This is a genomic window from Rufibacter soli (genome assembly GCF_054781795.1).
In genome coordinates, this window is record NZ_BAAGTS010000005.1 from 768,499 (window position 1) to 786,450 (window position 17,952).

Below are 17,952 nucleotides of genomic sequence, written 5' to 3' on the forward strand. Positions count from 1 at the left end.
TTTTTAGGAAAACAATGCCAAAACGCCTCTTCCTCCTGAGCTTCTTGCTGGTAGCCTATGGGCCGCTGGCCTGGGCCCAGGTGGGAGGGCGTTCTGCTTTCCGGTTCCTGGACGTGCCCACGCATGCCCGGGTGGCGGCTTTGGGCGGAGTAAACATTTCTTCTGGCCTGGAAGACGTGAACGCGGTAACGGCCAACCCGGCGCTGCTGCACGGCAAAACCAATCACCAACTGGGGCTCACCTACCTCAACTACCTGGCCGGCATTCGGCAGAACAACTTGCAGTACGCGTTTGAAAGCCCCCGCTGGGGCCGTAACGCCGTGGGCATACAATACCTGGATTATGGCGCCTTCACCCAAACTGATGCCACCGGCCAGGAGGAGGGAAGTTTCAGGGTAAGGGACTATGGAATTGCTTTTTCGCATGCGGCAACCATTGAAACGTTCACCCTGGGGGCCACCGCAAAAGTTGCCGTCTCCAGCATTGCCGGGGATCAGGCGGTGGCGGCGCTGGTAGACCTGGGTGGCATCTTCAAGCACCCGGAACAGGATTTTGTAGTAGGCCTGGCCATTAAGAACCTGGGCTATATGCTCAACACCTTCGGCAACGGAGAGCGCGAAGACATGCCCCTGGACATACAGGTGGGCGCCAGCTACAAACCAGAACACGCCCCATTCCGGCTGTCGGTGACGGCGCACCAGCTCCAACGCTTTGACATTGTCTACCTGGACCCAAACAAGAAAGGCACCCTCAACGAGAACAACGAGGAGGTGAAGGAGAAGAAAACCTTCGGGGATAAGCTGGCCCGGCACTTTGTGGTAGGCGGGGAGTTGCTGCTCAGTGATAATTTTCAGTTACGGGGCGGGTACAATCACCTTAGAAGAAAGGAGCTCGTCGTGGAGAATGCGGGTGGCATGGCTGGGTTTTCCTTCGGGGCGTCCGTGAAAGTACATGCCTTCCGGTTTGAGTATTCCTACGCCAAGTTCCACGTGGCCGGCGCCGGGCATTACCTCACCCTCAACACAGACCTGGACCGGTTTCTCAAAAAGAAGCTGGATTAGGGGAATGTGCTGATGTTTTAATGCGCTGAGGTGCTAATGCAGAATTGAAAATGGTTTCTGTTTTAAGGCCACTTTTCTGAAAACAGGCTTAAAACAGGAATCCAACAAGGTAGCGGGGTTAAACCGTAACGCCGGAATCAGGATCGTTTTAGTGCTGGGATTTCTAGCTACTAACCCCTTGTTTAGAATAACCGTTAGCTTAGCTGACACCAACGATAGTAAACTGTAACAAGAGTAAATAAACAGGAAGAGAGGAATAGTCTGTTTGAAACCATTCACTCAATCATTCCATCTCTCCATCAAAATTAACTTATGTTAGATTCAAGCAAGTACTTAACCCCCAGCCAGATTGTAGCGGAGCTGGATAAATATATCATTGGGCAGCATGATGCCAAGCGTAACGTGGCCATTGCCCTGCGTAACCGCTGGCGCCGCATGCACGCAGACCCCGAGATGCAGAAGGAGATCGTGCCCAACAACATTCTCATGATTGGCGCCACGGGTGTGGGGAAAACCGAGATTGCCCGCCGCCTGGCTAACATCGCTGATGCGCCTTTCACCAAAGTGGAAGCCTCTAAGTTCACGGAGGTAGGCTACGTGGGCCGCGACGTGGAGAGCATGGTGCGGGACCTGGTAGAACAGGCCGTAAACATGGTCAAGACCCGCCGCAAGGAAGAGGTTAAGCAACAGGCCGCCCTAATGGTGGAGGAAGTCATTCTGGATGCATTGATCCCGCCTATCAGTCAGCCGGGTACCCGCAGTGACAACATGATGGGTTTCGGAACCGGCAGCAATACGTCTTCTTCTTCAGAGGTACCCGAAAGCGACCTGGAGTTGAACGAGCGCACCCGCGAACGTTTCAGAGAGAAGATCAGGAACGGCGAGCTGGAAGACCGCAAAATTGACATTAAGGTGTCACAGAATCCGTCTTCGGGCGTGGGCGTGATGGGACCGGGTATGGATGAAATGCAGATGGCCGGCATTCAGGAGATGATTGGGAACATGATGCCCAAGAAAACCAAGAAGCGCAAGGTAACTATTGCCGAGGCCCGCAAAATACTACTGGAAGAAGAGGCGGCCAAGCTCATTGACATGGACGAGGTGAAGGAAGAAGCCATCATGAAGGCCGAGAACGCCGGGGTGATCTTCATTGACGAGATTGACAAGGTAGCCAGCGCCAGTAACAAAGGAGGTGGTGGTCCAGACGTGAGCCGCGAAGGCGTGCAGCGCGACCTGCTGCCTATTGTGGAAGGCAGCACCGTCAACACCAAGTACGGTGTCATCAAAACCGACCATATCCTATTCATCGCCGCCGGCGCTTTCCATGTGGCCAAACCTTCAGATTTGATTCCTGAATTGCAGGGGCGATTCCCGATTAGAGTAGAACTGCAGAGCCTGAGCAAGGAGGACTTCTACCAGATCCTCAAGTTCCCCAAGAACGCGCTTACTAAGCAATATGAAGAGCTGCTGCGCGCCGAAGAGGTGGAACTGACCTTCTCAGACGAGTCGCTGCACAAGATTGCCGAAATCGCTTTTGAGGTAAACGCCGAGGTAGAGAACATCGGTGCCCGCCGCCTGCATACCGTCATGAGTCGCCTGCTGAACGACATTCTTTATGACGTGCCAGACACTATTCCACCTAACGCGCACCTTATGATCACCCCAGAATTGGTGGAGGAACGATTAAGAGACATGGTGAAGAATCGTGACCTGAGCCAGTATATTTTGTAATATTCTCACTTATCCTACTGGAAGTATATTGATGGCAGACGGCAGTAGCTGGCATTAATAGCCATTACTGTTCGCAGCCAAGGTCCTTTCAGGATGACAAATAAAATAAGAAGAGCCGTTGCCGTTTTGGTGGCGGCTCTTCTTATTTATTGGCCCCTTGATGGAATTGACAGTGCAGATTGTATCATTTCATTTTAGGCACAATCAACCATGAAAGAAAGTCGCTATTATAAGAACAATCCCTTCCTTTTGGTAGGTGTTATCCTGCTTCTAGGGGTTTCGGTTATAGGTGTCTTTGGATGGCAGTTACTGGAGACCCCGGAGCAACGATTCCTTAATCAGTACCACCAAGAAGTGAAAGATTGTGCCACGGCTAAAGGACTCGCGGAAAGGGAGGTAAGGGCAGGTAGGTTGACCTTGTTGATTCGTCCACCCTATGAAAACGATTCTACTACAATGCCTTATGCTTTCTTTCAAAAGTTAGCGGACGAGTATGGTGTAACTCTTGTACATATTAACAGTTGCATTGGTGTTCCTGAAGATGATTGCTTTAATTTAGTGGGCCGTCTTTTGTTAGAGAAAAAATACGGAAAAGACCATTTTTACCTACTTTACGAAAAGATGCATGTGGCGCAATATGGTCCACGAAAGAAATCGAAGGCCTCAACTATTTGCCCCTGATTATGCGTATGTCCTAAATTGAAGAAAGGATTCCCAATTCTTAATTCCTAATTAGATAAATGAACTACTTTATCATCACCGGCACTAGCCGGGGGCTGGGCAAGGCCCTGGCAGAGCAATTACTGAAAGACGATCAGAATTACGTGATAGGCGTATCGCGCAACTGTACTATGCAGCATGCCCGCTATAGGCACCAGCCGCTGGACTTTTCAGACATTGCCGGGGTTGAGCATAACTTGCACAAAATCTTTGCGCCCTTTGAGGACGCTAAGAAGTTGGTGCTCATTAACAATGCCGGGGTGATTGGCGAGATTGGGTACGTGGGGCAGAGCCAGAACGAGCATTTTGAGTTCGTCTTTGACGTGAACGTGATTGTGCCGGCCATGCTCATGAACATGTTCCTGCAGAGCTACCAGCACCGCCAGAGCTGCGAGAAACTGGTGGTGAACATCAGTTCGGGCGCTGGCCGGAAGGCCAAAGACGGCTGGGCCGCGTACTGCGCCTCCAAAGCCGCCCTGGACATGCTCTCTGAGACGGCGCAGCTGGAGCAGGAGAAGCTGGGTACGGGCGTAAAGGTCTTCTCCCTGGCCCCGGGCATTATTGACACCGAGATGCAGGAACAGATCAGGGAAGCCGATGTGGATCAATTCAGTAGCGTACAGCAGTTTCGGGACTACAAAACCAAAGGCGAGTTGGCAAGCCCAGAGGCCGCGGCCAAAAAGGTAGTCCAACTGTTAGAGAATCCGGCCAATGCCGGGGGCGTGGTCTGTTCAGTGCGTGATTTTTGAGAAGGCGTTTTAAGCCTGTTTTGGCGAAAACGGGCTTAAAACAGAAAGCCGGTACGAGACCGTAATTTTCCCTATTTTTGCGGCGTTTCCACTTCAATTTAATCAGCCATGCGCGCTTTCAAGAAAATATTGGCTCTGGCCCTGTTCGTGTACCTTCCGCTTCAGTCTATGGGCTGGGGCATGTTGGGGCACCGCATTGTGGGCGAGGTTGCCGACCGTCACATTTCCTCTAAAACCAGAAAGAACATCAAGAAAATTCTGGGCAACGAGTCTATTGCCATGGCCAGTAACTGGGCCGATTTTGTGAAGTCTGATCCCGCTTACAATTTCCTGGACACCTGGCATTACGTGAACCTGAAAGAGGGCCTGAACTTCCAGCAGGTAGAGGCTTACCTGCACCAGGACACCGTAACAGACGCCTATACCAAAATCAATTTCCTCATCTCTGAGTTGAAGAAAAAAGACCTGCCGCAGGCCCAAAAGCAAATGAACCTGCGCCTGCTTATTCACCTGGTAGGAGATGTACACCAGCCCATGCACGTGGGCCGGCCTGAGGATTTAGGTGGCAACCGTGTGAGGCTGGAGTGGTTTAACAAACCCTCTAACTTGCACCGCCTGTGGGATTCAGAGTTGATAGAATACCAGCAGTTAAGCTACACCGAGTATGCCACGGCCATCAACTTCGCGACCAAAGACCAGGTAAAGACCTGGCAACGGCAATTGGCCCCTGAGTGGTTCTTTGAGTCTTACCAAATAGCCGATAAGCTCTACAAAGGCATTACCAAGCCCGAGGAGAAACTTAGCTACCGCTACAATTTTGACCACATTGAAACCCTCAACGATAGGTTGCTGAAAGGGGGCATCCGGCTAGCCGGGGTGCTGGATGAGTTATTTGGGTAACAGGTTGTTTTAGGCCTGTTTTCTGAAAAACGCCTTAAAAACAGAGGCCACTCCCTAAAAGGAGTGGCTTCTGTTTTTTTATATCGTCTGGTGATCAGGGTTTTACTTTCAAGGTCTGCAGCTCTAAATCAATTTTCTGGTTCCAGCGGGTCTGGGCAGAGTGGTTAAGGCCATGGTCGGTTTCAAGGTCATACTGTTTCTGCAGTTTGTCTAGTTCCCAGAGCACCTCCAGGTACTGGTATTTGATCTGGCTTTCATAGTCTTCCAGGGTAATTTTCTCAGGCTTCAGGCGCTGTTTGTAGTGTTCAGAGACCAGTTTCACAATGTCAAAGTGCCGCTGTTCATGGTTGAGGGTATAGTCATCTTTGGCCTGTGGCAGGGCTTTGGAAAGCTGACGGAGCATGTAAGGTTTAGAGGTGATTTTGATTTGCAGCACGCCATTCTCTACGGCAGCCTCTATCTCATTGGAAATACCCGGAAAGACTGAGGCCGCATACCCTTTTGACAGCCTCGAACCACCCTGGAAATCTGCCCAAGTTAAGGGGCGTTTAGGGTCATAGAACACAGTGTCGTCATCTAGGCTCTGCTGATAGTCCTCAAAATGCACCTTAATGGAATGGGCAAGTTTCTCATTGCCTGGGGCCTCCTTGTCTACCCAGGTGGTGAGGTATCGCAAGGAACCTGCCAGTAACCGCCGGAGCATAGGTTCCACCATGGTGGGCGGCGTGGCCGAAGGCCGGACATAACCGGCGCTTGAGCTATAATCCAGCAGATGCAGGTACTTGCCCTCGCGTTGCACCTCAAAGGCCACCGTGATCTTCGCCTGACCGGCCACGCGTCCTTTCTCGGCGGGGCTTTCCTTCAGTTGGTATTCTTTCACTCGGATGGTGATGGGCCTCAAGGCCTGGTTCTGTTTCAGGCTTTGCCGCACGTAGTTCTTCATGCCCGTCACGGCGCCGTCTTTTAAGTCTATGGGCTGCGCAGTAGGAGCAGAGGGCAGTAAAAACGCCACCCCCTTTTTATTGGAGCGCTCGTCTACAATGTCTGCAATATGGAATTCTTTTGCCGTGAAGGGCAGCACCTCTTTCTGCAGTACAATGGGCTCTGGTTTAGAAGCAGGTGTACCCGCCCCCGCCAGCAGGAAAACCAAAAGCAGAATAGGCAGTGCCCAGCCCTTTTTAAGATAAGCCGGAATCAATTCGCCTCTATTTCTCGCCCGTGGCGCACTCATCTCAGGGCTATTAATCTTCATGTAATCAAATGCTTTGGAGGCAAACCCAAAACCAGGCAGGCGTAGGAAGAACCTTCTGGGTCAGGTATTTGGTACTTCAAAAACAGATGGCTATAAACAACAGTTCCTGGGGGTTGCGGGAGAAAGAATATAATCCTACATTAGGGGAATAGTGCTAAAGTTGGTCCGCATTCTTCTGTGCCTCAGCCTTCCTACTCATTCTGTTATTTAATCCTCTTAAAGTTGCTTTGCCTTGCGGGAGGTCATTATATCTAAAGAGTCCCCAGGCCAAAACCAGTCCGTTTTTTTGATGATATCCAGTATTATATTATTTAACCCTATAAAATATTCATACCCATGGAAGTAAATTTACCCGCAGACGGGCTGCCTGTTTCACCTGAGGAATTTTCGTATTACACAGAGGAACAGGAAGACATAATTGAAGAATATTACCATGTGCAGCCCGTCTGGAAATTTGCGATGCTCTGCATGTTAACGCTTGGCCTCTACCAGATCTACTGGTTCTATCAGAACTGGCGCTTTGTAAAGGAGTTTGAGGAAAGGGACGAGATCATGCCTTTCTGGCGGTCGGTTTTTATTATCTTTTTCGGACAGCATTTGTTTAGCAGAGTCTTGTTAAGAGCTCAGGAACAGAACTACCAGGAAACCTATTCTTCAGGCTGGCTTATGGTTGCTTTTTTTGTCTTAACCGTCTTGTCCAGGCTGCCCGACCCACTGTGGCTTATCTCGGTTTTTTCTTTCCTGCCGTTGATACCCGTGTTACGGGCGCGCAATTTCTTTTTCAGGACGGCATGCCCGGCCCGATCAATATCTTCTACGTTTACCGCCGGAGAAGTGGCCTGCGTGGTTTTAGGGACTATATTATGCGGCTTAGTCGCCATTGGCTTAGCTGCTGGCGACCAGCCATACTAAACGCCAAAGGCAGAACAGTATTCCTGGTTTAAGCCTGTTTTGGCCAAAACGGCCCTGAAACGGTAAAGCCCCTTCCTGAATTATCTGGAGGGGGCTTTTCTATTTAGTTAATTAAGAAGCTTAACTCTGCATCAGGTACGCCTTGATGTAGTCATCCAGATCGCCGTCCAGTACGTTCTGCACATCGGTGCGTTCCACGCCGGTTCTTATGTCTTTAATGAGTTTATAAGGGTGCAGCACGTAGTTGCGTATCTGTGACCCGAAGTCAATCCGCTTTTTGGTGCTTTCTACCTTGTCACGCTCCTCGTTGCGCTTGTTGATCTCAATCTGGTAGAGCTGTGATTTCAGCATTCTGATGGCGTGCTCCTTATTCATGAGCTGCGATCGCTCAATCTGCACGGCAATGGTAATGCCCGTGGGTTTGTGCTTGAGGCGAACTGCCGTTTCCACCTTGTTAACGTTCTGTCCACCCGCACCGCCGGCTCTATACGTATCCCACTCAATGTCGCCGGGGTTTACGGTGATCTCAATGGTGTCATCTACCACGGGGTACACAAAGACAGAGGCAAAGGAGGTGTGCCGTCTTCCGCCGGAGTCAAAAGGGGAGATGCGCACCAGACGGTGCACGCCAATCTCGGCTTTGAGGTAGCCGTAGGCAAAATCGCCGTCAAACTGCAGCGTGGCAGATTTGATACCGGCGCCTTCACCGGGTTGGAAGTCAATTTGCTTCACGGAGTACCCTTTGCGCTCGCCCCACATGAGGTACATTCGGTAGAGCATCTCAGCCCAGTCCTGGCTTTCCGTGCCGCCTGCTCCTGAATTCACCTCCAGTACGGCGCCTAGTTGGTCTTCCTCATTGCTGAGCATTCGCTTGAATTCCAGGCCTTCCACGGTAGCCTCAGCGGCTTTATACTCAGTGTTGATTTCCTCTTCAGAGACGTCACCTTCTTTGTAGAAGTCGAAGAGCACTTCCACATCATCTACCGCTTTGGAGGTTTTCTCGAAATCATCGGTCCAGGTCTTGAGGCTTTTGGCTTCCTTGAGCACGGTCTCAGCTTTCTTGGGGTCATCCCAGAAACCTGCCGCCGCCGACTGTGCCTCAATGGCCGCTACCTGTTCTTTCTTGGTATCGTAGTCAAAGATACCTCCTCAACGCCTCTACCCGGCCTTTCAATTCTTTGATTTGTTCTTGGGTCATACTAGTAGTACAGGGGAATTAGCCCTTGGTGCAAAGATACTAGATATAAGAGACGAAGGTAAAAAAGGTTGTGGCTTTGGTTATTGGTGAGAATACCAATAAAGACGGGAATCATTTAGCGCACTTTTCTGGACTTTCATCAACTGCGATTAGCGGTTTATCTGGGCTGTAGCGGCGTTACACTGTAACGCCGCTACAATCAAAAGAGATCACTTCCACTCTAAAAACAAAAAATCCGTTTTGAGCCTATTTTTAGAAAAACAGGCTCAAAACGGATTAAGCAAAACCAATAAAAGACTACTCCACCGGCACTACCCATCCATGCGGATCTGGGGAGATACCGTAGCGGATGTTATCTAGTTCCGTGGCGATCTTGTTGGAAAGCTGACGCTCTTCTACCGGCGGCAAAAGCATTTCCTCGCCCCGGAAGGTGATGGACTTGATATGCGCGATAGTAGCGGCGGTACCGGTCCCGAAGGCGTCTTGCAGTTTGCCGGCGCGGTAGGCGTCCACAATCTCCTGCACCTTAATGCGTCTTTCCTCTACCGGAACGCCCCAGTCGCGGGCCAGTTGCAGAACGCTGTCTCTGGTGATACCGGCCAGAATAGAGGTGCTTAAGGCTGGGGTCACCAGCTTGCCGTCCAGCACAAACATCACGTTCATGGTACCGGACTCCTCAATGTAGTTGTGCTCGCGGCCGTCGGTCCAGATGATTTGGTGGAAGCCTTCATCATGGGCCTGCTTGGCGGGAAGCAAAGAGCCACCGTAGTTTCCAGCGGCCTTCGCGAAGCCAAAACCGCCTTCTACCGCGCGGGTGTAGGTTTCTTCAATCTTTACGCGAACCGGCTCTGCATAATAGCCGCTGGCCGGGCTGCAGAAGATCATGAACTTGTATTCAGACGCAGGACGTACCCCTAATAAACCCTCAGACCCAAACATGAACGGGCGGATGTACAAGGAGTAACCAGGACGTTGCGGCACCCAGTCAGCGTCTAAGGCAATCAGTTGCTTAAGGCCTTCCATGAACAGTTCCTCTGGAATTTCTGGCATGCAAAGGCGCATAGCAGATTTGTTCATGCGTGCCCAGTTATCTCTGGGCCGGAAAAGCACCACTTTCCCCTGAGGGGTTTTGTAGGCTTTCATGCCTTCAAACATGGCCTGGCCGTAATGCAGAGCGGCGGTGGCGGGGCTTAACTCAATAGGACCGTACGGCAAGATCTGAGGCTGTTGCCAGGCACCGTCTTTATAATCAATGACCAGCATGTGGTCAGCGAACACTTTCCCGAACTGGAGGTTGTCTAAATCAAGGTTGGCCAACTGGCTGGCCGTGGTAACGGTGGTAGGTATGGACATGGCGTCTGTTTGCATAGGTATGGGATGAGGAATGAGCATTAATACGTAATTGCGGTAATTCTGAATAAAAAAAGCCTCACATACGAGGCTTCCAAGTTATTTCTTTTACCCCTAATTCAAAACCAATGGCGCGGCTTAAAACAAAGAGGTAATCTGAGAGGCGGTTCAGGTATTTGATTACCAGGTCATCTACCGGCGATTCTTCCTGCAGCGCGATGGTGAGCCGTTCTGCGCGCCGGCAAACGGTGCGGGCCACATGACAGAATGAAACGGAGGGGTGGCCGCCGGGCAAGATAAAGCTACGGAGCGCAGGCAGGGTTTGGTCCAAGAGGTCCATTTGGGCCTCCAGGAAGGTGATGTCGCCTTCGTGCAGGTCTGGGGTCTGTATTTTGCCTTCCTTGTCAGGATCAGTGGCCAGGGTAGAGCCAATGGTGAATAGGCGGTCCTGGATCTCAGAGAAAATATCCTGGCGCTTCAGGTTTACTTCCTGGTCCCGCACCACCCCAATAAAGGAGTTCAGCTCATCAATAGTGCCGTAGGCTTCAATGCGTAAGTGTGATTTTTTAACGCGGGTCCCGCCAATCAGGGAAGTTTCGCCCTTATCGCCGGTCTTGGTGTAAATCTTCATTGTTGAGGGTTAAGCGTGGCCGCCTGCATGGCAGGTACCTTAATATCTAAATTGGGCTCATCAGACTCTATCAGGCCGTCGCGCAGGCGCACAATGCGGTGGGCGTAATGGGCAATGTCATCCTCATGGGTAACCATGATAATGGTGTTGCCTTTGGCGTGCAGATTCTCAAACAGGCCCATAATCTCATAAGAGGTTTTGGTGTCCAGGTTACCAGTAGGCTCATCGGCCAGGATAATGCTGGGGTCGTTGACCAGAGCGCGGGCTACGGCTACCCGTTGGCGTTGGCCCCCTGATAGTTCATTGGGTTTGTGGTGTGCCCTGGAGCCCAGGCCTACGCTGTTGAGGGCCTCCATGGCGCGCTCTTCCCGTTCAGATTTTCCGTAGCCGGCGTAAATGAGGGGCAGGGCCACGTTGTCTAAAGAAGAGGAGCGGGGCAAGAGGTTGAAGGTCTGAAACACGAACCCAATCTCTTTATTGCGGATGGTGGCCAGTTCATTGTCAACCATGTTACTCACATCATGGCCATTGAGAATGTAAGTGCCGGCGGTAGGGGTGTCCAGGCAACCCACAATGTTCATGAGGGTAGACTTCCCGGAACCCGAAGGACCCATGAACGCCACGTATTCCCCCTTTTGGATTTCAATGGAGATAGACCGCAACGCATGTATGGTCTCGGTACCCATCTGGTAAATCTTGGAGATATTCTCAGTTTTGATGATGGTGCTCATACAAGGTCTTTATTGCCACCCTTGCTGCTGTGCCTCTGTGGCCTGCAATTGGGCGTCTATTTCTCTTTTAAAGGTAAGGTATTCCGGAGCACTTAGCAAAGGTTCCAGTTGCTCCAATCCCTGCAAGGCATATTCCCGCAACCCTTGATTCAGGGCCGTTTTAATGTAAGCCTTGCGCAGCGTGACAGAAGCCGGATTGAACTCTACGGCCTCCAGCAGCAACTCATAGGCCCGCATGGGCTGTTTCTGGGCAACAAAGAAATCGGCGGCAGCCAGTTGCCCTGCTTCCAGACCCGGTGCGCGCTGCAGCAGTTGGTTATAAAGATTAGTCGCGGACTTGGTGTTTTTATTACGCTGGGCCAGCAGAGCCTGGTAGTAAAGCCGAATGCCTGCATCCTGAGGCGTGAAATAAAGTTTAGGTAATTGCGTGTTCAACTCCTGCCACTGGCCATTCTTCCACCAAAGTTCAGCCTGCAGGGCATTGGCTTCAGATTTAAGGGCCCCTTTAGGGAAGCTGGCCGGGAAATGGATGCGCAGCAGATTGCCGGTGGTGGTGAAGTTTTTCTCCTGCAGGTACCGCTTCACCAACGGAATGGCCGCTACCGGAGCCAAGGCCGACGTAGTAATCTGGTTCGCCACGGCTTCCACCTGGGTCAGCGGCAAAGAAGCCGCCCGCAGTTGTAAGAATTGCACTTTCAAAGAATCTGGGGCTGCAGTGGCTTGTTCCGGGGAAAGTTGCGTGGCAATGGCAATTTGGGTGGCGGCTTTTTTCTGCCACGCCTCAGGGTATTGCTGGGGTGCTAATGCTATCTGAGCAGCCTGCGCGCCATCACCTGCCAAGGCAATTGCTACCACGGCATGTAAGTGGGCGTCACGGTAGCCGGCCTCGCGGGCTTTCTGGAAATAACTGGCTGCCAACGGATACAAGCGGGCGGCCATCATCCATTGGCCCAGGATATCATAGTAATAACCGGACGCTCCGCCGCTAGTACTGGCCAGGGCCTCTAGATTGTTTTTCGCTTGGGCGGGAGCTCCTTTCTGGTATAACAATAATGCCTTTGCCAGGCTCAGGTCACCGTGGAAGTTCTGGTTGCTTTCCTGCCGCAGGAGTTGGTCTAACCTGGAGAATACCGTGCTGTCTTTACCATTTCCCGCAAACAGGTACTGGTTAAAGGCATACGCAAAGCGTTGGGAAGTCAAATTGCTGTCTGCAGGTAAGGCGGGTAGTTTTGCAGGAATGGGCGCTTTGGTCACCGCTGAGATGGCCAGTCGGTTGGTAAGCAGCGGGCCATAGGTGCCTGCACCATATTTCTGCGAGAATTCCTGGGCCTGTTTGGCAAACCCGTGGCTGGCCAGAAAGTGTAATTGGTTGGCCTGGATCACTTCGGGCTCTGGGCTTTGCGCCAGGGCGGCGTCCAGGTAGAAGCCCGCCGAGTCAGCAAAGGAAGTGGTACCGTACAACAGACCCAGGTTATTGAGCAGGGGTGCATTGTTTGGATACTGCTTCACGGCTTCCTGCAAAACGCCCAGGTGGTCAAACAGATCAGCGGAATTGGTATAGAGATTGGCTAGACGTAGATAGGCCTCAGGTGAGGTTTTCTGTTGCATCACTTCGCGCAGGCGCTGCATTTCCAGGTAACGCATGCCGGCCTGGTGGTACATGTCTGTGAGCGAGAAGCTGGAACGAAGGTTGTTTTTGGAGAGTACCGTGCCTTCATTGTAAAACTGCTCCGCCAGGAGCGGGCGTTCCTCGGTTTGGCGGTACAGGTCACCCAGGTAATTGAAGTACCCGGCCTGGTGCTGGAAATACAGGGCATACTGGCTCCTAACCAGCATTACCACCACCAGCACCGTACCCATCAGATACACTGTGAAAAATGGCAGCATTTTGGGGTCATACACCACTTTGTACACCCGCAGTTTCTGCTTAATAAGCGGACCGAAGTTAATGACTACGTAGAGTAAAAACGCGACCCCATAGGCCAGGTGGGTCAGGATGATGGCGCTACGGTAGGCATTCACCAACGGGTCATTGGCCAGTAGAAACGCATAGCCAAGATTCAGGAAGGTCAGCAACGCTAGCACCAGGTACAGCGGCACAGCCTCAGTCTCAAAAGAGAAAAAGCGCGCGTACTGCATCTGCCGCTGCCTAAGGCCCCATAAGCCCACCAAAGCAGAGATCAGGAAAACCAGCAAAGCGTCCAGTCCGGTGAAGGCAAAGGGAAGCATGCCGGTCTGCTTGAGGTAGAGCAGTAGCAGGTTGCCCAGGTACAGAACACTAATCAAGACAAACTGCAACAGACCAAACCGGCGCTGGGGCTGCTGTGCCTGCGTGTTAAACCACAACAGACCATGCAGGTTCTCATAGGCTACCAGCACCATGAATAGCACCGAGGCCGCAAACCCGGCAATGGTACCATAGTTGACTATGTGCAAGGCCGTGAGCTCAGCAGGAAGGGGTGAAAAATGGAATAAAAGGGCGTTTAGGCCTAATAGCACCACTGTGAAGGCCAGAAACCGGCCCAGGAAAGACACATTGCTCCAGAAGGCATGAAACAGGAAGCTCAGGATGCCCAGCGTGCCCAGGCTAATCATGAGCATGTACCGGCTGGTGTCAGGGAAGATGCCCAGCAGATCCAGGTTGAGGGTAGACAGCCAGAGCATGCCCAGCGCCACCGCCACGTAATACGGAATACGGCGCAAGGTGCTGGCAATGGTCCAGAAAAAGGCCATGGCCACCATCATTCCGGTAAAATAAACCCCGGTAGCCCATAAGGGCAGTTGCATGTCACCAATGGTGTAGGTCTCGGCTACCAGATAGGCATTTACTTCCACCCGCATGGGCGTTAGCAAGGAGGTAGACGGATTCAAATGGGCTTCCGCCGGAAAAAGATCTGCCTGTTTCTCCAGAGGGAATACCATTTGGTCTCCCTTAAAATAGCCGTAAAGGCTAAGGGCCATTGCCCCCAGCACCATAGCGGTTAAAAGGAAATACAGGATTCGGCGGCCGGGCTCCAGGGCTGGCCAGAAAGAGAAAAGCTTCATTCTGGCTTACTCCAGAACCTTTGGTACCCTAAAATAGTCTGAGTCTTTGCGCGGCGCCAGTTTCAGGGCGTCTTCATGGCGCACGGTGTTTTGGGCCAAGTCATCACGCATCACGTTCACTTCTTCTGAGATATGGATTAATGGCTCCACATTCTGGGTGTCTAGTTCGCGCAGTTGGTCTACCCAGTTAAGGATGTTGTTCAGGTCCTGGAGCATCTCCTGCTCTTTGGTCTCGTCAAACTCAAGCCGGGCTAAGTGCGCCAACTGGCGTAAGGTTTCTATGTTCGTGCTCATTATTCTTGTATTGTAGGGTCTTTTGTATGATGGAGTAGGTCTGCTGTTTCAGGAACTCCAGATCGTGCATGGTTAGCCCCTGGGTAGGAATTGGCTGGTGGATGATGATTTCCAGGGGGTGGTATCTGATGATCAACTTGCCCTTCACGTCTGGCAGAAACAGGTGGTTGTAGGGCATGGTGATAGGCACCAGCGGCACCTGCTTCTCAATGGCCAACTTGAAAGGACCGTCCTTGAAAGGCAACAGATTGTGGCCCGATTCTGGGGAGATCTTGCCTTCGGGGAAGATGACCACGCTACGGCCGGCCTCCAGGCTTTGCTTGCTTGCAATATACGCCTTGGCACTACTAATGGCGCTCTCGCGGTCCACAGAGATGTACAGGGCGTCATAGATCTTGCCCCAGAGCGGTACTTTAGTCAGGGATTTTTTACCCACAAAATTAAGGAAGCCCGGAATGGCCGCCAGAATCATGGGGATGTCAATGTAGGAGCTATGGTTAGGGGCGAAGACGTATTTCTGTTTGGGGTCCAGCCATTCCTGGCCTTGCACCGTTACGGGCATCAGGTACATACGTAGCTGCATCTTGGCCCAAAGCCGGTTTAAGTTGTGGGCGTGCCTGAACCGGTTAGGTTTGGCAATCATAATCCTGAAAAGCGGGTAGGAAGTGATAAAAGGCAGCACAAACCAGGTGGTACACCACACGGCATATACTTTTTTCCCGAGTCCTTTTAGCTTTTTCATGCGTCCAAAATTACTAATAAATGACAAAGGCGCCACATGGTCTATATGCCGCAAAGCCGTTTTTGACCTGTTTTCTGAAAAACGGCTCTGAAACGGGAACGCCTTGCTCCGGCACTTAGTGCCAAACCAGACCGTTTATTTTGGACGACGGCTTAAAAGGATCTTCTCTGCTTTCAGTAACCCAGCCACGCTAATGGCATCTGTAATCTCGTTATCCATGACCAGGCGCACGGCCTCAGAGAGGGGTAGTTTCCAGATTTTAATGTCCTCGGTTTCCTCAAATTCCGTTTCCCCCGCGGTCAGTTCCTCGGCCAGAAAAACAAAGCCTTCTTCATCAGTGACGGAATTAGAAGTGTGCAAACGGGCAATCATGGTCCACTCCTCAGCGGTAAAGCCGGTCTCTTCCTTCAGTTCCCGTTTGGCAGATTCCAGCACGTTCAGCTCCACCGGTCCGCCGCCCATTGGGATCTCCCAGGAATACTCTTTTAAGGGGTAGCGGTACTGTCCCACCAGCCAGGTATTTCCCTCCTGGTCTATGGGCACAATACCAATGGCCTTGTTTTTCATGGACACAATACCATAGATGCCCTGCCCGCCACCGGGGTTGATCACCTGTTCTTCGCGCACGCTGATCCAGGGGTTGCTGTACACCGGTTTTGAGTCTAGGCTGGTCCAGGGGTTTTCTGTGGAGTGTTCTGGTTTCACGTGGGTAGGGGCTATCAGGAAATGGATGAGGTGCTATTTCTGTTTTGGGCACCTCTTCTGAAAAACAGGCCCAAAACAGACGAGAGGCATTATTCTACTGACTATTGGTCTACTTGGATTAGGATTTTTGTAAAGAAGGTTCTCTCCTTAGTTTGTGTTTTGTATTCTTGCCTGAGGAACGCTTAAAGCTCCCAGAACATTAATCCAATCCATACGGTTAGCCTTTAAGTTGGAAAAGAAGTCATTTATGTCTTTGCCGTACCCCCGTTTGCTAATGGCAAAAAGCAGTACTCCTTTCTTTCCGTCCTTATCAATAAATGGAGTGTATCTATAACCACTCCACTCCACCACAGAAAGGGCGTCCTTGGAACCGGCACTTAACATGAAGTCTAAAATAATTTCTTCAGAGCCATCCCTATCAAAAACCTGGTACTGTGCCACCGCATCCTTCTTCTTTCTTTCCTCCAGCAACATAACTTGTGCCCTTACAGCATCTAAGGTTGTCAAGTTTCCAGTAACCACCTCCAATAAAACCATCTGGTTGAATTTTTCTGCGCTTTCCCCAGCCGGAATATACTCTTGTTTAAAATAGGAAGGATTTGGGTTGGAAGACCAAGCCAAATGGAAGGTGGTTTGATTGAAAGAAATAGGGCCTGGAATGTTTAAATAATCAGTCGCTTTAGATTGAGCAAAGGCCGTAGGACCAGTGAGGGCAAATAAAGCCAGAAGGACCAGAATTAAGGGTCTCATAATAAAAGAGGAATTTATAACCTGAATTTGAAATTTACACCCCGGCCTGCGCCTTAACACATTCTGCGGCCTGTTGGTAGACAGCCTCATAAAGGGGCACAATCCGATTAATTTCAAATTCCTTGGCGCGGGCCAGCGCATTGGCTTTGAAGGTGGGTAGCTGGTCATCCTGAAGCACGAAGAGCGTGTTCTTGACCATGTCTTTCACATCGCCCACGTTGCTTACGAAACCAGTCACGCCGTCCACGTTCAGCTCGGGCAGGCCGCCGGCGTTAGAGGAAATAACGGGCACCTCGCAGGCCATGGCCTCCAGGGCGGCCAGCCCGAAACTCTCTTTCTCAGAGGGCATCAAAAAGACATCAGCAATGGAAAGGAGTTCTTCCACGGCTTCCAGCTTGCCCAGGAACCGCACATCGGCGCTCACGCCCAGCTTGCGGCACAGGTTCTCCATCTTGGGGCGCTCGGGACCGTCGCCTACCAGAATAAGTTTGGAGGGAATCTGCTCGCGCACCTTGGAGAAAATCTTGATCACGTCGCCAATCCGTTTCACGCCCCTAAAGTTAGAAGTGTGCACCAGCAGTTTCTCGCCCTGCGGCGCGATGGCCGATTTGAAGTGCTCCTTGCGCTGTTTCTGGAACCGCTCCAGATTGATGAAGTTGGGGATCACCACAATGTCTTTCTCAATGGAGAAGTACTCATACGTCTCGCGGCGCAGGTCCTCAGAGACAGAGGTGACCGCGTCTGACTGGTTGATACTGAAGGTGACCACCGGCTCATAGGAGGCGTCTTTGCCTACCAGGGTGATGTCTGTGCCGTGCAGGGTGGTGATGACCGGTATCTGGATGCCTTTGGTGCGCAGAATCTGCTTGGCCATGTACGCTGCCGAGGCGTGCGGGATGGCGTAGTGCACGTGCAGCACGTCTAAATGCTCAAACTGCACAATATCTACCATCTTGCTGGCCAGGGCCAGTTCATAGGGCGGGTACTGAAAAAGCGGGTAGTTAGGGATGTTGACCTCGTGGTAGAAAAGGTTCTCATTGAAAGAATCCAGGCGGGCGGGCTGACTGTAGGTGATAAAATGCACCTTGTGGCCCTTGTCAGCCAAGGCTTTGCCTAATTCAGTGGCTACCACTCCGCTACCGCCAAAAGTGGGGTAGCACACGATTCCAATCTTCATACGC

General features: G+C 51.5%; 17 protein-coding genes. 6 read left to right on the forward strand and 11 right to left on the reverse strand.

The genetic code is table 11. The features are described 5' to 3' along the window. Window positions 1-14 precede the first annotated feature (14 nt). From porQ to ACYVJQ_RS17590, 5 genes are all read left to right on the forward strand, one after another. Complete coding sequence (gene porQ / locus ACYVJQ_RS17570; protein ID WP_460894418.1) at window positions 15-1,061, forward strand: type IX secretion system protein PorQ; 1,047 nt, start codon at window positions 15-17, stop codon at window positions 1,059-1,061. 312 nt (window positions 1,062-1,373) lie between these two features. After that, the gene (gene hslU / locus ACYVJQ_RS17575) at window positions 1,374-2,792 is read left to right on the forward strand and encodes an ATP-dependent protease ATPase subunit HslU (RefSeq protein WP_460894419.1); all 1,419 of its coding nucleotides are present in this window, start codon (window positions 1,374-1,376) and stop codon (window positions 2,790-2,792) included. Window positions 2,793-3,002: 210 nt separating this feature from the next. After that, entirely contained in the window at window positions 3,003-3,473 is a 471-nt protein-coding gene (locus tag ACYVJQ_RS17580; protein WP_460894420.1) for a hypothetical protein, read from the forward strand. Window positions 3,474-3,532: 59 nt separating this feature from the next. After that, window positions 3,533-4,261, forward strand: a complete 729-nt coding sequence (locus tag ACYVJQ_RS17585) for an SDR family NAD(P)-dependent oxidoreductase (protein ID WP_460894421.1) — start codon at window positions 3,533-3,535, stop codon at window positions 4,259-4,261. A 108-nt stretch (window positions 4,262-4,369) separates the two neighbouring features. Then, window positions 4,370-5,161: a S1/P1 nuclease gene (locus ACYVJQ_RS17590; protein WP_460894422.1), complete on the forward strand. Its 792-nt coding sequence runs from the start codon at window positions 4,370-4,372 to the stop codon at window positions 5,159-5,161. 94 nt (window positions 5,162-5,255) lie between these two features. Here ACYVJQ_RS17590 and ACYVJQ_RS17595 read toward each other — a convergent pair whose 3' ends face one another. Next, a complete protein-coding gene (locus ACYVJQ_RS17595; RefSeq protein ID WP_460894423.1) occupies window positions 5,256-6,413 on the reverse strand; it encodes a hypothetical protein in 1,158 nt (385 codons plus the stop codon). Between the two features lie 336 nt (window positions 6,414-6,749). Here ACYVJQ_RS17595 and ACYVJQ_RS17600 point away from each other — a divergent pair, with 336 nt between their 5' ends. After that, a complete protein-coding gene (locus ACYVJQ_RS17600; RefSeq protein ID WP_460894424.1) occupies window positions 6,750-7,325 on the forward strand; it encodes a hypothetical protein in 576 nt (191 codons plus the stop codon). A gap of 120 nt (window positions 7,326-7,445) precedes the next feature. Here ACYVJQ_RS17600 and prfB read toward each other — a convergent pair. The 10 genes from prfB to bshA all read right to left on the reverse strand — a co-directional run bounded on the left by prfB (window position 7,446) and on the right by bshA (window position 17,948). Next, window positions 7,446-8,523, reverse strand: a protein-coding gene (gene prfB / locus ACYVJQ_RS17605; RefSeq protein ID WP_460894425.1) for a peptide chain release factor 2 whose coding sequence is annotated in 2 segments (ribosomal slippage) — window positions 7,446-8,462 and window positions 8,464-8,523 — 1,077 coding nt in all. Because the reading frame shifts where the segments join, the coding sequence is not laid out codon by codon here. Between the two features lie 297 nt (window positions 8,524-8,820). After that, window positions 8,821-9,891: a branched-chain amino acid aminotransferase gene (locus ACYVJQ_RS17610; RefSeq protein WP_460894426.1), complete on the reverse strand. Its 1,071-nt coding sequence runs from the start codon at window positions 9,889-9,891 to the stop codon at window positions 8,821-8,823. A 61-nt stretch (window positions 9,892-9,952) separates the two neighbouring features. Further along, window positions 9,953-10,504, reverse strand: a complete 552-nt coding sequence (locus ACYVJQ_RS17615; RefSeq protein WP_460894427.1) for a cob(I)yrinic acid a,c-diamide adenosyltransferase — start codon at window positions 10,502-10,504, stop codon at window positions 9,953-9,955. Beyond that, window positions 10,501-11,235 carry an ABC transporter ATP-binding protein gene (locus ACYVJQ_RS17620; protein ID WP_460894428.1) on the reverse strand — a complete coding sequence of 245 codons (735 nt, stop codon included), beginning with the start codon at window positions 11,233-11,235 and terminating at the stop codon, window positions 10,501-10,503. The genes ACYVJQ_RS17615 and ACYVJQ_RS17620 overlap by 4 nt, the downstream gene beginning before the upstream one ends. A gap of 9 nt (window positions 11,236-11,244) precedes the next feature. After that, window positions 11,245-14,280: a tetratricopeptide repeat protein gene (locus tag ACYVJQ_RS17625; RefSeq protein ID WP_460894429.1), complete on the reverse strand. Its 3,036-nt coding sequence runs from the start codon at window positions 14,278-14,280 to the stop codon at window positions 11,245-11,247. 6 nt (window positions 14,281-14,286) lie between these two features. Continuing rightward, the gene (gene gatC / locus ACYVJQ_RS17630) at window positions 14,287-14,574 is read right to left on the reverse strand and encodes an Asp-tRNA(Asn)/Glu-tRNA(Gln) amidotransferase subunit GatC (protein ID WP_460894430.1); all 288 of its coding nucleotides are present in this window, start codon (window positions 14,572-14,574) and stop codon (window positions 14,287-14,289) included. After that, on the reverse strand, window positions 14,522-15,316 hold the full coding sequence (locus ACYVJQ_RS17635) for a lysophospholipid acyltransferase family protein (protein WP_460894431.1): 795 nt from the start codon (window positions 15,314-15,316) through the stop codon (window positions 14,522-14,524). The genes gatC and ACYVJQ_RS17635 overlap by 53 nt, the downstream gene beginning before the upstream one ends. A gap of 135 nt (window positions 15,317-15,451) precedes the next feature. Next, a complete protein-coding gene (locus ACYVJQ_RS17640; RefSeq protein ID WP_460894432.1) occupies window positions 15,452-16,021 on the reverse strand; it encodes an NUDIX domain-containing protein in 570 nt (189 codons plus the stop codon). Window positions 16,022-16,168: 147 nt separating this feature from the next. Continuing rightward, window positions 16,169-16,771, reverse strand: coding sequence for a hypothetical protein (locus ACYVJQ_RS17645; protein ID WP_460894433.1), 603 nt, complete (start codon window positions 16,769-16,771; stop codon window positions 16,169-16,171). A gap of 34 nt (window positions 16,772-16,805) precedes the next feature. After that, on the reverse strand, window positions 16,806-17,948 hold the full coding sequence (bshA, locus tag ACYVJQ_RS17650) for an N-acetyl-alpha-D-glucosaminyl L-malate synthase BshA (RefSeq protein ID WP_460894434.1): 1,143 nt from the start codon (window positions 17,946-17,948) through the stop codon (window positions 16,806-16,808). Window positions 17,949-17,952 lie beyond the last annotated feature (4 nt).